General features: G+C 54.7%; 17 protein-coding genes. 8 read left to right on the top strand and 9 right to left on the bottom strand.

Annotated elements, in window-relative coordinates:
* Positions 1-107 precede the first annotated feature (107 nt).
* From tusD to CHH28_RS14340, 4 genes are read left to right on the top strand one after another with little or no spacing between them, the layout of a single operon-like run.
* Positions 108-488, top strand: coding sequence for a sulfurtransferase complex subunit TusD (tusD, locus tag CHH28_RS14355; RefSeq protein ID WP_094060957.1), 381 nt, complete (start codon positions 108-110; stop codon positions 486-488).
* Between the two features lies 1 nt (position 489).
* Positions 490-834: a DsrE family protein gene (locus CHH28_RS14350; protein WP_094060956.1), complete on the top strand. Its 345-nt coding sequence runs from the start codon at positions 490-492 to the stop codon at positions 832-834.
* A gap of 2 nt (positions 835-836) precedes the next feature.
* On the top strand, positions 837-1,091 hold the full coding sequence (locus tag CHH28_RS14345) for a hypothetical protein (RefSeq protein ID WP_094060955.1): 255 nt from the start codon (positions 837-839) through the stop codon (positions 1,089-1,091).
* Positions 1,091-1,399: a TusE/DsrC/DsvC family sulfur relay protein gene (locus tag CHH28_RS14340; protein ID WP_094060954.1), complete on the top strand. Its 309-nt coding sequence runs from the start codon at positions 1,091-1,093 to the stop codon at positions 1,397-1,399. The genes CHH28_RS14345 and CHH28_RS14340 overlap by 1 nt, the downstream gene beginning before the upstream one ends.
* Before the next feature lie 15 nt (positions 1,400-1,414).
* Here CHH28_RS14340 and CHH28_RS14335 read toward each other — a convergent pair whose 3' ends face one another.
* The 7 genes from CHH28_RS14335 to CHH28_RS20070 all read right to left on the bottom strand — a co-directional run bounded on the left by CHH28_RS14335 (position 1,415) and on the right by CHH28_RS20070 (position 10,656).
* The gene (locus CHH28_RS14335) at positions 1,415-3,034 is read right to left on the bottom strand and encodes a methyl-accepting chemotaxis protein (RefSeq protein ID WP_094060953.1); all 1,620 of its coding nucleotides are present in this window, start codon (positions 3,032-3,034) and stop codon (positions 1,415-1,417) included.
* Between the two features lie 114 nt (positions 3,035-3,148).
* On the bottom strand, positions 3,149-4,516 hold the full coding sequence (gene cysG, locus CHH28_RS14330; RefSeq protein WP_094060952.1) for a siroheme synthase CysG: 1,368 nt from the start codon (positions 4,514-4,516) through the stop codon (positions 3,149-3,151).
* Positions 4,516-5,796, bottom strand: coding sequence for a serine--tRNA ligase (gene serS, locus CHH28_RS14325; protein WP_094060951.1), 1,281 nt, complete (start codon positions 5,794-5,796; stop codon positions 4,516-4,518). The genes cysG and serS overlap by 1 nt, the downstream gene beginning before the upstream one ends.
* A gap of 6 nt (positions 5,797-5,802) precedes the next feature.
* Positions 5,803-6,177 (bottom strand): fluoride efflux transporter CrcB, encoded by a 375-nt coding sequence (gene crcB, locus CHH28_RS14320; protein ID WP_094060950.1) that lies wholly within the window; start codon positions 6,175-6,177, stop codon positions 5,803-5,805.
* Positions 6,174-7,493 (bottom strand): replication-associated recombination protein A, encoded by a 1,320-nt coding sequence (locus CHH28_RS14315; protein WP_094060949.1) that lies wholly within the window; start codon positions 7,491-7,493, stop codon positions 6,174-6,176. Before CHH28_RS14315 ends, crcB begins: the two co-directional genes overlap by 4 nt.
* The gene (lolA, locus tag CHH28_RS14310) at positions 7,483-8,118 is read right to left on the bottom strand and encodes an outer membrane lipoprotein chaperone LolA (RefSeq protein WP_094060948.1); all 636 of its coding nucleotides are present in this window, start codon (positions 8,116-8,118) and stop codon (positions 7,483-7,485) included. The genes CHH28_RS14315 and lolA overlap by 11 nt, the downstream gene beginning before the upstream one ends.
* Positions 8,119-8,133: 15 nt before the next feature.
* On the bottom strand, positions 8,134-10,656 hold the full coding sequence (locus tag CHH28_RS20070) for a DNA translocase FtsK (RefSeq protein ID WP_269843661.1): 2,523 nt from the start codon (positions 10,654-10,656) through the stop codon (positions 8,134-8,136).
* 53 nt (positions 10,657-10,709) lie between these two features.
* On the opposite strand from CHH28_RS20070, the gene aat reads away from it, so the two are divergent.
* From aat to infA, 3 genes are all read left to right on the top strand, one after another.
* Entirely contained in the window at positions 10,710-11,402 is a 693-nt protein-coding gene (aat, locus tag CHH28_RS14300; RefSeq protein ID WP_094060947.1) for a leucyl/phenylalanyl-tRNA--protein transferase, read from the top strand.
* Positions 11,402-12,103, top strand: a complete 702-nt coding sequence (locus CHH28_RS14295; protein ID WP_094060946.1) for an arginyl-transferase family protein — start codon at positions 11,402-11,404, stop codon at positions 12,101-12,103. The genes aat and CHH28_RS14295 overlap by 1 nt, the downstream gene beginning before the upstream one ends.
* Positions 12,104-12,195: 92 nt before the next feature.
* Complete coding sequence (infA, locus tag CHH28_RS14290) at positions 12,196-12,414, top strand: translation initiation factor IF-1 (RefSeq protein ID WP_028292799.1); 219 nt, start codon at positions 12,196-12,198, stop codon at positions 12,412-12,414.
* 12 nt (positions 12,415-12,426) lie between these two features.
* On the opposite strand, the gene clpA is transcribed toward infA, so the two are convergent.
* Both clpA and clpS read right to left on the bottom strand, forming a co-directional pair.
* Positions 12,427-14,685, bottom strand: coding sequence for an ATP-dependent Clp protease ATP-binding subunit ClpA (gene clpA, locus CHH28_RS14285; RefSeq protein ID WP_094060945.1), 2,259 nt, complete (start codon positions 14,683-14,685; stop codon positions 12,427-12,429).
* Positions 14,686-14,693: 8 nt separating this feature from the next.
* Positions 14,694-15,041, bottom strand: a complete 348-nt coding sequence (clpS, locus tag CHH28_RS14280; protein ID WP_094060944.1) for an ATP-dependent Clp protease adapter ClpS — start codon at positions 15,039-15,041, stop codon at positions 14,694-14,696.
* A gap of 211 nt (positions 15,042-15,252) precedes the next feature.
* Between clpS and cspD the strand changes: the two genes are divergently transcribed.
* Positions 15,253-15,462 carry a cold shock domain-containing protein CspD gene (gene cspD, locus CHH28_RS14275; RefSeq protein WP_094060943.1) on the top strand — a complete coding sequence of 70 codons (210 nt, stop codon included), beginning with the start codon at positions 15,253-15,255 and terminating at the stop codon, positions 15,460-15,462.
* Positions 15,463-15,504: the final 42 nt, after the last annotated feature.

Below are 15,504 nucleotides of genomic sequence, written 5' to 3'. Positions count from 1 at the left end.
ACATCGAAGGTACGGTATTGTCCATTGCCAGCATAGGGGTGGGTTGTTTTCCCCTGCCTTCTTCTTGAGAATACCGCCATTCAGATTCAACGGAGTTATCTTGCTTCATGGCCCGCTTTACTCTATTGGTGCGTCGCAGCCCCTATGTCGCCAACGGCCATCGCTCCGCCTTGGCGTTTGCGCAAGCATGCTTGCGTGCAGGCCACACCATTCAGCGCGTGTTCTTTTACCAAGATGCTGTATTTGCCGGACTGGCCCAGCAAGCGCCGCAAGGACAAACGTCGGTTGAACAGCAATGGCTGGCCGTTGCAGAGCAAGGCGTCGAGCTGCAATTGTGCATTGCTAACGCATTAAGGCGAGGCATTTTTGACCAACAAGAAGCCGATCGTTACGGCCAGCAGGCAACTCTGCAATCACACTACGTTTTGCGCGGCTTGGGCGAGGTGGCCAGCGCGATGACGGACAGCGACCGCATCGTGGAGTTCTAATATGGATATTTTAGTGATGGTGCGCAGTGCTCCCACGCCTGATCCTGAAGCGTTGGAGCTGATATTGGCTCTGGCGGCTTTTGAGCTGCCGCCGAAGGTCATTTTTGAAGGCGCTGGCATGGGTTGGCTGCTCAAGGATGCACAAGCTCTGCACCTAGGTGGCAAATCGCCGGCCAAGCTGGTGAAAAGTTTGCCTCTGTTTGATTGCGACCAAGTGTACTACCTCGACCAAGATGCCATACAAGGCGTCATAGATGCCACGCAATTGACTCCAAGTGCGACGCCGGCGACGCGTGAGCAAATTCGCCAGTGGATTGCCAGCGCCGATCATTGTTTGAGTTTTTAATCATGACCCTGCACTTACTATTCTCCAGTCGCGCCGATGTCCATCAGCGCATGCTCGATAGCTTTACCGACGGCGACGCCATTGTGCTGCTGGAACAAGGCCTGTTGGCTCAGCGCAGCCAACAGCTCCACTACCTTGCACGTCGCGATGACGGCCAACAGCAAGGCTTACTATCGCTGCCGCTGACCTGGCTGAATGATGCCGAATGGCTGACACTAACATTAACCGCAACACGCACACTGAGTTGGTTTGACTGATGGCTGAACTGGACAGCGATGGATTCCTTAAAAACCTAGACGATTGGTCACCCGAGGTGGCGACAGAGCTGGCACAGGATGAGGGTATCGAGCTAACGCCAGCGCATTGGGAGATTGTTCACTTATTGCGCGATTTCTATCAGCAATATGACCTAGCTCCGGCTATGCGCCCGCTGACTAAGTACATTCGCTCCGAACTGGGGGCGGACAAAGCCAGGAGTATTTATTTGCTGAGCTTATTTCCTGGCAGCCCCGCCAAAGTAGCAGCGCGAATTGCAGGGCTGCCACGCCCTGAAAACTGTTTGTAACTTATACCCGGAGCCTTAAACCCGGAACTGACCCGTGACGCGCTGCAAGGTGGCGGAAATGCTGGCCAACGACTGACTGGCATTTTCCACTTGCTGCACGCTGGCCAGCGCAGCCTCCGAGGTAGCGCGAATACCGCTGACATTCTCCAAAATGCTCGCCGCTGCTTGGTCCTGTTGTTCGGTGGTCGAGGCTATGCTCATGTTCATGGCCGAAATGGATTCAATTTTCTCGGTGATAACGCTTAAGCTGTCGTTGGTTTTGGCCGCTTGCGTGACGCTTTCTTCAGCTCGAGCTTTGCTGTCGGCCATGGCACTGACAGCAGAATTGGCGGCGGACTGCAGCTTTTCAATGACGTTTTGAATCTCTTGGGTGCTGTCCTGCGTTCTTGATGCCAGAGTTCTGACCTCATCGGCCACCACCGCAAAGCCGCGGCCTTGCTCGCCCGCCCGCGCTGCTTCAATGGCGGCGTTGAGTGCCAGCAAGTTGGTTTGTTCAGCGATGCCTTTAATAACATCAAGAATGGCGGCTACATTGCCGGTGTCGGCTTCGAGCTGGCGAATCACATCGCCTGCTCGCTCTACTTCCTGTGCCAAGCGATTGATGCTGGTAACGGTTTGATTGACCACCTCACCACCGGCCTTGGCGGAGCTATCTGCGTCATGGGCCGCTTCTGCCGCCGAATTGGCGCTACTCGACACTTCACGAATGCTGGTCGCCATTTCTTCGACCACCAGCGACACCTGCTCAGTGGCCATATTCTGTCGCTCGGACGCCTGGGAGGTTTGGCTGGTGAGGTCGCCCAAGTCGGCGGAGACTTTCGTCAGTGGCTGACAAGCAGCCACGATTTCACCAATGCTGCTGTGCAGCTTTTCTACGAACAGGTTGAACCAGTCAACGACGTCGCCAATTTCATCACTGCTGGTTTTATCGATGCGCCTAGTCAGGTGCCCTTCCCCCTGAGCAATGTCTTTAAGTGAACCCAGCAAGCCGGACAGCGACTTACCAATGCTGCGTGTGGTGCTCCAAGCAACCAATAATAAGATCACCACAGCGACTAGGGTGACGATCATTCCATACAGCAGGGCATCCTTCACCGCGTTATTGGACTGGGTGACCGTTTCGTCAAAAGCGGCAATTGCCGCGGCGCTGTATTGCTGCATTTGCCCTCGGCTGAGCTCCAACGCGGCATTCATGGTTTTAATTGAGCCACTGAGGCTGCTCATGTCGATGGTGCCCTCTGCCATGCCAGCAGAGACATTACGTGCTACACGAAAATACTCACTGAAGGCCTGGCGTGCGGAGCGACTGTCATTAGCGGCGCCGGGCCAGAGGGAATCCAGACTGTCAAAGCTGTTCAGCACTTCTTTTTGCAGTGCATCGGCACTGCGTACAAAGTCCATTTCCCCGGTACTGACTGCGGTAGACAGCAGCTCTTCGATTCGCGCCAAGCGCACTAGGTTGGCTTTCGACTCCTGCACCACGGGAAAATAGCGCTCTTGAATGGTCTGCAAGCGCTCTGAGTTTTCCTGGTTGACGCTAGAGTTGATAAGAAGATTAGTAATAAAGCCAACAATGGCCACAGCGGCGAGCGAAAGGATTTTAACTTTGATGCTAACAGCGCCAAGAAACTGCATACAGAACCTCAATACGTTGACTTTGCCAAGTGTAGATAGCGGCTTTGATTAGCCTGAGTCTAGCAGGCCAAACAAAACCTCTCGGCAATAAACAGCAGGAAGTTGAAAGGCGCATCAGCGCCAGTTGAGGCGCTCACTTAAGCTCACCACTGAGCCCACGATGGTCAGCGTCGGCGGCTGGATCTCTCGTCGATGGATGTAAGCAGGCATCTGCGCCAACGTGCTGACATGCACTTGCTGATCCGGGCGCGTGCCATTTTCGACCAGGCCAATGGGGGTATAGGGCGACATGCCGTGATCGATCAGTTGCTGACAGATCTGTGGTAAGCCTGCTAACCCCATATAGATCACCAATGTTTGATCTGGGTGAGCCAGCTCATGCCAGGGCAAATCGCAGCTGCCATTTTTTAAATGCCCGGTCACAAAGCGTACGCTTTGTGCATGATCGCGATGGGTTAACGGAATCCCCGCATAAGCCGCACAACCGGCCGCAGCAGTGATGCCAGGCACCACTTGAAACGGTACTTGCGCATCGGCCAGTGTTTCCAGCTCTTCGCCGCCACGACCAAAGATAAACGGATCGCCGCCCTTCAGTCGCAGTACACGCTTGCCTTGTTGAGAGTGTTCCACCAGTAACTGATTAATGCGCTCCTGCGGCACAGCATGATCACTGCGCGCTTTGCCAACGTAATAGCGCTCAGCATCGCGCGGCAATAAATCCAAAATCGGATTGCCCACGAGGCGGTCGTAAAACACGATATCGGCCGACTGAATCAAGCGCAGCGCGCGGAAGGTTAATAAATCCGGGTCGCCAGGGCCGGCTCCGACCAAATACACTTCGCCAGCTTGCACTTGCTTACCATCGAGCATTTCGAGTGTGAGTGATTCTGCCGCGTCGTGCTGGCGCGCCAACACCCGCTCAGGCGCCACACTGCGCATCCACTGGCGCCAGAACGACTTGCGCTGACTGAGCGGCAAGGTTTGGCGAACACGTTGGCGCCAACGGGCAACAAAGTTACCTAAGTCGGCAATTTCGGCAGGCAAAAAAGTATCCAGACGCTGGCGAAGATAGCGTGTTAGCGCCGGTGACGTACCGTGACTGGACACAGTGACCAACACCGGCGAGCGGTCAATCACTGCAGGGAAGTAGAAGTCACTGTCATCGGGAGAGTCCGCGCGACATACCCAAGCACCGCAGGCACGGGCTTGCTTTGCCAAAATCGCATTGAGCGACGCATCGTCCAGGGCCAGCACATACCAGCAATCACCATCAAACTGCTCGGAGGACGGTGACACCTGACGTTGTTGCCACTCAACATCGCCGCGCTCAGCCAGCTGCTGTATATCGGCGTGTGCTTGCTGGGCGACAACCGTGACTTGGCAGCCACTGTTCAATAAGGACGGCACCCGTCGTGCGGCCACCTGGCCTGCACCATACACCACGAAGCGTGGCGTACGGCGCAATATGAGTGGCAAATCCATCAACTGATGGCCTGCAAACCGCCCATGTATGGCTGCAGGGCCGCAGGAATACGAATGCTGCCATCTTGTTGCTGATAGTTTTCCAGCACGGCAACCATGCAGCGGCCAACCGCCAAGCCACTGCCGTTCAAGGTGTGCAGCAGCTCTGGCTTACCGGTTTCTGGGTTGCGCCAGCGTGCACCCATGCGACGCGCTTGATAGTCGCGGAAGTTACTGCACGACGAAATCTCTCGGTACTTTTTCTGGCCCGGCAGCCACACTTCCAAGTCGTACGTTTTGGCGGCAGAGAAGCCCAAGTCACCGCCACACAGGATGACTTTGCGGTAAGGCAATTCCAGCGCCTGCAGCACGGCTTCAGCGTGACCTGTGAGTTCTTCCAGAGCAGCATCGGATTGATCGGCTCGCACAAATTGCACCAGCTCAACCTTGTCGAATTGATGCTGGCGAATCATGCCGCGCGTGTCACGTCCATAGCTGCCGGCTTCTGAGCGGAAGCATGGCGTATGGGCGGCACGTTTTAGCGGCAGTTCAATGTCGTTGACCTTATCGCGCAACAAGTTGGTGACAGGCACCTCAGCGGTTGGGATCAAGTAGAAGTCTTTATCACCTTGAGCGGCTGGGATCTTGAACAGATCTTCTTCGAACTTCGGCAGTTGTCCGGTGCCTTCCAATGCTTCACGATTCACCAAATACGGCACATAGGTTTCGGTGTAACCATGCTGGTCGGTGTGCAGATCGAGCATAAACTGCGTCAGCGCGCGGTGCAGGCGCGCCATCTTGCCGCTCATGGCAACAAAACGAGAGCCAGCAACCAGGGCGCCTTGATCGAAGTTCAGGCCAAACGGCTCGCCCAAATCGACGTGATCTTTGGCTTCAAAGCTCAGCGACGTCGGCTCACCCCAAGTGAGCACTTCGACGTTGTCGTCCTCATCGTTGCCGTGTGGCACTTCGGCATCAGGCACATTAGGAACACTCATCAGCAAATCGTGCAATGCTTGTTCGGCCTGCTTGGCGGCCTGCTCGGCATCGGTGATGTCTGCATCAATACTACCCATGACCTGAGCCTTGGCATCTTCTGGCGACATGCCCTGGCCAATCAGGGCGCCAATTTGCTTGGACGCTTTTTTCTTTTCCGCTTGCAGGGACTGGGCCTTAGTCAGCGCCGACTTGCGGTGCTCATCAAGACGTTTGAATTCAATGTCATCAAAGATGAATCCTTTTTTTGCCAGGCCAGCTTTGACGTCGTCCAGGTTGTCGCGAATGTATTTAATGTCCAGCATGATGTCTTATACCAGTGATTTTGCTACCCACATGCCCAATGCGGTGGCCAATAAACAGCCTACCAGACTGACACCCATATAAATAAAGGCGGCGGACCAGCGTGCTTGCTGCATCAGAGTGAGCGATTCCAGGGAAAACGTAGAAAACGTTGTAAAGGCGCCAAGAAAGCCGATCATGGCCAGCTGCTTGTGGTGCTCCGTGCCCCACTGCTGCTGTACCAGCCAGATGTATGCAACGCCTATGGCCAAGGAGCCTAACAGGTTGACCGATAAGGTGCCATAGGGAAACGGGCGTTCGAAAGCACGAAACACTGCGCTGGCCATCCAAAAGCGCGCCATGGCGCCCAGCGCACCGCCCAGCCCCACCCACAGATAGGTCATGGCTCTGACTCCGGGTAACGCTGGCGCGGCGATTGCCGATTCAACTCGCGCAAGTGTCGCAACTTGGCTGCGATTTTGCCTTCCAAGCCACGCTCTACCGGCTGATAAAACTGCTGACCGTGCAGTGCCTCGGGGAAGTAGCTCTCACCGGCAGCAAAGGCATCCGGCTCGTCGTGGGCGTAGCGGTACTCTTCGCCATATCCCAGGTCTTTCATCATGGCCGTCGGCGCGTTGCGCAGATGAACAGGCACATCATCACTGTGGCGCTGCTGCACCAGGCGCCTGGCCTGATTGTAAGCGTTATAGACGGCGTTGCTTTTCGGCGCACAGGCGAGATACACAACAGCTTGAGCGATGGCTAACTCCCCTTCTGGGCTGCCAAGGCGCTGCTGCACATCCCAGGCGTTGCAGCACAAAGTCAACGCGCGCGGATCGGCATTGCCAATGTCTTCGCTTGCCATGCGCACCACCCTGCGAGCGATATACAGCGGGTCACAGCCACCATCCAGCATGCGACACAACCAATACAGCGAGGCATCTGGGTCGCTGCCGCGCACAGATTTGTGCAGCGCCGATATCTGCTCATAAAAGTCATCGCCGCCTTTGTCAAAGCGCCGCAGCGACTGCCTGAGTACTTGCTGCAGCACAGCTTCATCGATGCAGCCATCGGCCAGCTGCAACGCCAGTTCGAGTAAGTTGAGCAGCTTACGGCCATCGCCATCGGCGGCGCGGGCTAAGCGCGTTAGCGTTTCTTGATCGGCGGTTATTCCATCGCCAAAACGCTGCAGCGCACTGGTCGCTATGGCCAGCAGGTCGGACTCGCTCAGGGCACTCAGCACATAGACTTGCGCACGGGACAGCAGTGCATTGTTCAGTTCGAAGGACGGGTTTTCCGTGGTCGCACCGACAAAAATCACGGTACCATCTTCCACGTAGGGCAAAAACGCGTCCTGCTGCGACTTGTTAAACCGATGCACCTCGTCGATAAATAGTACCGTTTTACCACCGCGGTATTGCACCTGACGGGCTTTATCGACGGCTTCACGAATGTCTTTGACACCTGACATCACGGCACTGAGCGATAGAAACTCGGCATCGACATAACTGGCCATTAAACGCGCCAGAGTGGTCTTGCCGACGCCCGGCGGCCCCCACAAAATTAACGAGTGCAGCTCACCTCGATCCAGCCCACGACGAAGCGGCGAATCTGCGCCGACCACTGCCTGCTGGCCAACATAGTCATCCAGCGAGGCCGGTCGCATGCGTGCAGCCAGTGGTTGATAACCGTTGTTTTCAGCAAACAGATCAGAAGTCATGGCGACCGTCGATGACGTCTACCCCTTCCGGCACATTAAAGACGAAGGCCGATTCATCCATCGTCTGATTGACCGCCGACTGCTGGAACTGAATTTCCGTCAACTGGCCTGCCGCATCCAGAATCTCCATGCGCTGCAGTGTCTCGCCCTGATAGGCAAAGCGCAGCTCCTCAAACAACTGGCTATTGTCTTGTGGGAGCAAGCGGTAGGTGCGCTGCTGAGTGTCGCCTTCAGCCTTGACGTTGAAACTGTCGCGAATCGCCTCGGCCTGGCCGCTCAACAGCAAGGCTGGCGTTTGCTGCACGCGCTGATCCATATGGCGAATGGTTACCTGCTCGAGATCCATGTCGTAAATCCACAGCAGCTCGCCATCAGACACCACCAGCTGGGGGTATGGGTCGTCGGTATGCCAACGCATTTTTCCTGGCCGTGCGACTTGAATTTGACCGGTCAGCTGCTGCAGCACTTTGCCATCTCTGGCCAAGGTGCGCTGCTCAAAACTGGCTTGCATGGAGTGCAGTGTTTGCAAGCGCTGTAACAATTCATCGGTGGCGGCATTGCTATTGGCTAAGGCTAGTGCGGGCAAACAACACAACAACAAACCTAAGCGGGCCATCTTAAACATTCGACTTCCTTACTGTTAATCGGAGGGTGCAGCACGAGCCAGAACTTCGCGACTGCCGTTGTGAGCTGGCGGAGATACAACACCGGATGCTTCCATAGTTTCCACCAAACGAGCAGCGCGATTGTAGCCAATTCTGAGTTTACGCTGCACCGAGGAAATGGAACATTTACCGGATTCTGTCACGAAGGCCACCGCCTGATCGTACAAATCGTCTTTTTCGTCGCCAGCTTCTAAGCCAGGCACTGAATCCCCTTCGCTGCCTTGAGTGATTTCTTCGATGTACTCAGGCTCGCCGCGGGTTTTCCACTCGGCCACGACCCGATGCACCTCGTCATCATCGACAAACGCGCCGTGCACGCGCTCCGGCAGCGAGCTGCCCGGCGGCATAAACAGCATGTCGCCATGGCCTAGCAACTGCTCAGCACCGCCCTGATCAAGAATGGTGCGTGAATCAATTTTCGACGACACCTGGAACGCAATTCGGGTTGGTACGTTGGCCTTGATCAGGCCAGTGATGACGTCCACAGACGGACGCTGTGTCGCCAAAATCATATGAATGCCGGCAGCGCGAGCCTTTTGAGCGATGCGCGCAATCAGCTCTTCAACCTTTTTACCCACCATCATCATCATGTCGGCAAACTCATCGATGACAATGACGATATAAGGCAGCAGCTCCAGCGTGGGCGGCGTGGTATCAAAGCTTTGGTCAATGCGCCACAAAGGATCAGCCAACGGCTTACCTTCTTTGATCGCTTGCTTCACCTTTTTGTTGTAACCAGCAATGTTACGCACCCCAAGCGCCGCCATCAGTTGATAACGACGTTCCATTTCCTCAACCGACCAACGCAGCCCATTGTGCGCTTCTTTCATATCGGTAATGACGGGCGTCAGCAGGTGCGGAATGCCCTCGTACACCGACAGTTCCAGCATTTTGGGATCGACTAAGATCAGGCGCAGCTCATCTGGCGTCGACTTGAACAGCAGGGACAAAATCATCGCGTTCACGCCAACCGATTTACCCGAACCGGTTGTACCCGCCACCAGCAAATGCGGCATTTTCGCCAAGTCCGTCACCACCGAATTGCCGGCAATGTCGTGTCCTAATGCCATGGTCAGCGGTGACGGGCTGTCGTCGTATTCTTGTGACGACAAAATTTCCGACAGAGACACCAGTGCGCGGTTTTCATTGGGCACTTCAATGCCCATCACCGATTTGCCCGGTATCACTTCCACCACACGCACGGCGACCATGGCCATGGAGCGCGCCAAGTCACGAGCTAAGTTGGAAATTTTGCTCGACTTCACTCCGGGCGCAGGCTGGATCTCAAAGCGCGTAATCACTGGCCCAGGGGCAACGGCGGTGACCTCAACTTTAACGCCAAAGTCGGCCAACTTTTGCACCAGTAACTTCGACATTTCCTTTAGGCGCTCGGCTGAGAAGCCGCTTTTCTGGTCTTTCCGTGGTGGATCCAATAAGGAAATGGAGGGCAAAGGCTGAGGTTGTTTAAACAAACTGCCTTGCAAATCTCGCTGGGCGCGCTTACTTGGCCCCGTCTCGCGCTTCTCCAGCGGCGTGATTAACAGTTCTTGCTCGTGTGTATTGCCGTCAGTCGGTGCTTTTGTATTTTCGGCGCTGGTTGCTTTGGCAGATTGCGCATCGCACTCAGAAGGCTGGCGAACAGGTTCGGCAAGTAGCGGTGGCTCAATACTATCTGTTAATTCATCGCCGGGCGTAATGGAAAAATCCAGCAACGGCTCCGATTTTGACTCCAGCACTGGCTGCGGCTTTTTATTTGCGTTGTCCGCTTCTTCCGGCCTGGGCTCTTCAGATGAGCTGGCCGCAGGTCTTGATGGCAGCCAACGCGATAAGCGTGCCATAAAGCTTCGTTTCTGCTCTGGTTCGGTCTCAACTTGCACCACTTTATGCTTGGGTTCAGCTGCATCGCTGTCGCTGGCAAATAGCTGGCGAGCGAGGGATAACAGCGCATCGCCGATGCGCTCAAACACCGAGAGCCAAGAAAAGTCGAAGAACAACATCAACCCAATCGCCGCGACGGCTATCATCACCAGCGCAACACCAACGAAACCCAGCCAAGGCTGCAACCCGTCGAGCAGACTGTCGCCAACCATGCCGCCCGGGCCGGTGGGTAAGTGACTCGCAGCAAATATGCTCATATGGGCTAGCGTGCACAGTGACAGCAACGCCAATACTAGGCCGACGGGGCGACGACTCCAGTGACCCGGCATGGGTTGGCCGCGCATCACTAAATAAGCTCGCAGCGTGGTCAATAAAGGAATGGCGTAAGCAAGGTAGCCAAAACCGTGATACAGCACATCAGCGGCCCAAGCCCCGGTGCGACCAATCAGGTTCCCCGCGCTGCGCTGACCAATATTCGACCAACCGGGATCTTGCGGCGAATAACTCATCAACGCCAGCAGCAGCAAAGAAGAGATCAATGCCAATACAAAAAACAGCACATCGGCCCAGCGTCTACGTGGCGCTGGCTGAGCACTGGAATCGGGCGTATCCTTGGGCAAAATAGATCCTCTTTTACCGCACTGTTTAACAATTCAGGAGTGTAACACGCACCATGCTTGATTGGCTGGACCCAGACAGCCGACCTGAGTTTCCACCAACGGCTCAGGCTCTGGAACATCCCAATGGCCTGCTGGCCGCCGGCGGCCGGGTATCGCCACTGTGGCTTGACGCGGCCTACCGACGCGGCATCTTTCCGTGGAATGACCCACAGGAAGTAAGGCTGTGGTGGTCGCCCGCTCCACGCGCCATTATTACTGCAGAGCAGTTCCGCTTGTCTCGTACGATACGCAAGTTGTTGCGGCGCCAGCCCTACTTTATTACCGCCAATCAAGCGTTTGAACAGGTGCAAGCCGCCTGCGCTGAACCGCGCGATGCCGAAGGCGGCACTTGGATCGATGATGAATTACTGCTGCACTACCCCAGGCTGCACGCCGCCGGGCGCGCCATCAGCGTCGAAGCCTGGAACGATGGCGCCTTGGTTGGCGGCTGGTATGGCGTTTTGATTGGCTCTGCGCTGTTTGGCGAATCTATGTTTTCACGCGCCAGTAATGCTTCCAAGTTAGCGTTCGCGACCGCCGCACCGATCTTGCTTGATGCTGGTGTGACGTTAATCGACTGCCAGATGCAAACAGAACATCTGGCGCAATTTGGTTGCATGGAAGTCGAGCGGGCGGAGTTTGAAGATCGCTTGCGGTCGGCCATTCAACACCCAACTCCCACGCCATTGCCGTGTGTGCTCAGCTGATGCGTTCTTTAAGTTTGTACCGGCCAACACAGACCACTCCGTGCGGCTATTTACCAAATCACTGGTCACGCAGCGATTACGTTGACCCCAGAGTGGCACTGACGACGGAGGAGCTCACCCAGCTCAACCGGCTAGGGTTTCGCCGCAGCGGGCAATTACTGTACCGACCAGCCTGCCCGGATTGTAACGCTTGCGAGTCGGCCAGATTTGAGCCGCTCAAGCTGCGTATCAATCGGCGCCTGAAGCGCGCCATTAAGTATTGCCGCCCGTTCCACCTAGCGGTAGAAACGGCTCACTACAGTGATGAGCACTACCGCCTGTACCGCGCCTACATCAATGCTCGCCATCGCGACGGCGCTATGTATCCACCATCACAGCAGCAGTATGAAGAATTCATCACCAGCCACTTCGGCAATACTGCGTTTTTAACCTTGCGTTGCGGAGAGCAGCTAATAGGTTGCCTAGTGTTTGACCTGCTGCAAGACGGCGTTTCTTCCGTTTATTGTTACTTCGACACTCATTACGAGCACTGCAGCCCAGGGCGCTATTTGATTTATTCGCTCAGCGCCGTTGCCATTGCCCTAAAGCTGCCCTATCACTACCTGGGCTATTACATCGATAACTGCAAGAAGATGACCTATAAGGCAGAGTGGCAACCGCTGGATTTGCTGCAAAACGGTGTTTGGCAGGCAAAATCCTGAGAATCATCCGCCACAGTGCTCTGCGCCTTTGCTTCTTCGGTGTAATTAGTGCAGAATGCGCGCGCATTGTGCATGGTCTATACAGGTGACGAATGGCAAAAGACGATCATATTGAAATGGAAGGTGAGGTAATTGATACCCTGCCGAACACTATGTTCCGCGTTAAGTTAGAGAACGGCCACGTAGTGACCGCCCATATCTCTGGCAAGATGCGTAAGAACTACATCCGGATTTTAACCGGTGACAAGGTTAAGGTTGAGTTAACTCCCTACGACCTGAGCAAGGGCCGCATCACCTACCGCGCGCGCTAAGGAGATATCAGCTCACGCTGATACCTCCTCAGGAACTCTGAGGCGAAGCTCGTCGTTTTCAACATACACGTCTACTTCGCCGCCTTTCTCTAGTTCTCCGAACAAAATAATTTCAGCCAACGGCTTTTTAATTCTGTCCTGCACTAGGCGATTCATAGGCCGTGCGCCCATTTTCTCGTCATATCCGTTAACACCCAACCAAATGCGCGCTTCGTCGCTCACATTCAGCACCACGCCTTTGTCGTCCAGCTGACCCTGAAGTTCGGCTAACAGCTTATCAACTACATGCAAAATGGTGTCGCGACCCAATGGCGAGAACTGAATGATGCTGTCCAGACGATTGCGGAACTCTGGCGTGAACAGTTTCTTCAGCTCCTCCATGCCATCTGTGCTGTGATCTTGTTGAGTAAAACCAATACTGGCGCGGCTCATTTGCTGCGCACCGGCATTGGTGGTCATGATCAGAATGACATTGCGGAAGTCTGTCTTGCGGCCATTGTTGTCGGTCAGGGTGCCGTGATCCATGACCTGCAACAGAATGTTAAACACCTCTGGGTGGGCTTTCTCGATCTCATCGAGCAGCAGCACACAATGCGGTGTTTTATTGATGGCCTCAGTTAGCAAACCGCCCTGGTCATAACCGACGTACCCAGGCGGCGCACCGATTAGCCGTGACACCGTATGACGCTCCATGTACTCAGACATATCAAAACGCACCAGTTCTAACCCCATGACATGGGCCAACTGTTTCGATACTTCCGTTTTACCCACCCCTGTAGGGCCGGCAAACAAAAACGAACCAATGGGTTTTTCCGGAGAATTCAAACCAGCGCGGTTCATCTTGATGGCCGTCGACAAACTTTGGATGGCCTCGTCCTGACCAAACACCACCATCGACAGCTTGTCTTCCAACTTAAACAGCAACTGCTTGTCGGACGCATTCACTGACTTCGGAGGAATTCGGGCAATCGAGGCAACTACCTGCTCAACCTCGCCAACGTTGATGACCTTCTTGCGCTTGCTGACGGGCAACAGATGCTGTAACGCTCCCACCTCATCAATAACATCAATGGCCTTGTCTGGCAGATTGCGATCCGAAATGTAGCGCTCCGACAGCTCGGCAGCAGCGCGCAGGGCTTTGTCGGTGTAACGCACGTCGTGGTGCTCTTCAAAGCGTGACTTCAGGCCCTTGAGGATTTTGTAGGTGTCTTCAACGGATGGTTGCGCCACATCGATTTTCTGGAAACGACGAGTCAGAGCGCTGTCTTTTTCGAAGATGCCGCGGAACTCGGTAAAGGTGGTAGAACCAATGCAACGCACCTCACCCGAGCTCAATAGCGGCTTGAGCAAATTACTGGCGTCCATAACCCCACCGGAGGCAGCTCCGGCACCAATAATGGTATGAATCTCGTCGATAAACAAAATGCCGTGCGGCTGCTTTTTCAGCTCTGCCAATAAGGCTTTAAAGCGCTTCTCGAAATCGCCACGATACTTAGTACCAGCCAACAGCGCGCCCATGTCGAGGCTATACACCACAGCGTCGGAAATAATGTCCGGCACATCGCCATCCACAATACGTTTGGCTAAGCCTTCTACGATGGCGGTTTTACCAACACCTGAATCACCGACCAGCAACGGATTGTTTTTGCGCCGACGGGAGAGAATCTGCACCAGACGACTGACCTCATACTCACGCCCGATCAGTGGGTCAATGCGCCCGTCTTTCGCTTGGCGGTTGAGGTTAGAAGCATACCCTTCTAAGGCGTTTTTGCTGCCGCCCTCGGTCTCTTCGTCATGCTGCTCAGACATCTGCTCAGATGACTCTTCAGGGCCACTGACCTTAGAAATGCCGTGGCTAATGTAGTTGACCACATCGATGCGAGCGATGCCCTGCTGCTTGAGAAAATACACAGCTTGGCTTTCTTGCTCACTGAAGATCGCCACCAATACATTGGCGCCGGTTACTTCAGACTTGCCTGAGCTTTGCACATGAAACACAGCACGCTGCAAAACGCGCTGAAACCCCAGTGTCGGCTGCGTTTCACGCTCCAAGTCGTCCTCTGGAATCAAAGGCGTGGTGGAATCAACAAAATCCTGCAGATCGCGTCGCAACTTGGCGCCATCAGCCCCACACGCTTCGAGCACTTTTGCCGCAGCGTCGTTGTCCAGCAATGCCAACAGCAAATGCTCGACCGTCATAAACTCATGTCGTTTGGAGCGGGCGTCTTTAAACGCACCATTTAGAGTTTGCTCCAGTTCTCGGTTCAGCATGCTGCCTCCTATTCTCTGTCACCTGCCGGCGCAACCTCACACATCAGTGGGTGCTGGCAGTCACGAGAGTATTGATTCACGATGGCGGCTTTAGTTTCCGCCACATCCTTAGTATAGATGGCACACACCGCACTGCCTTTGGTGTGCACCGTCAGCATGATCTGAGTTGCCTGCTCAGGGTCCTTATTAAAGAAGCTCTGCAACACCTCGACCACAAACTCCATGGGGGTGTAGTCATCGTTCATCATGATGACACTGTACATGGAGGGGCGCTTTAGCTCAGGCCGCGATTGCTCAACGGCCAGTCCGCCATCATCGTCGTGATGCTCGGGGTTTTGCATTACCAGATTACGCATAATTTCTTAAGGTCACTGTTGGTGTTTAACATCACGCTCATGATAGCGCGCTGCCCCTGCAGGCAACAGCGCTGCCACAGTGTTTAAGTGGGGATGAATTTAAACTTGACAATGCTTGACGGCACCAAATCTGCAACGTAGTGTTGAAACACAGTTTTTCAATGACTCAGCTGAGCGGTCGCTGCGCAGCTATTGCAAGGGAGGTGTAGCCATGAAAACCGGCAAGGTGAAGTGGTTTAACAATGCAAAAGGCTACGGATTTATTCTGGCCGATGACAGTTCCGAAGATTTATTCGCCCATTATTCGACCATTCAAATGGACGGCTATCGAACACTAAAAGCAGGGCAGCCTGTGCAGTTCGAGACCAAGCCCAGCGACAAAGGCATTCACGCCATTAACATTCAGCCGCTCGAAGCTTAACCCAACAAAAAAGGCCGCCAGATTTCTCTGACGGCCTTTTTT

Source organism: Bacterioplanes sanyensis (assembly GCF_002237535.1).
GTDB classification, from domain to species: Bacteria; Pseudomonadota; Gammaproteobacteria; order Pseudomonadales; family Oceanobacteraceae; genus Bacterioplanes; species Bacterioplanes sanyensis_A.
The sequence above is the reverse complement of the archived record's forward strand: the minus strand, read 5'-3'. Positions and strand labels throughout refer to the sequence as shown.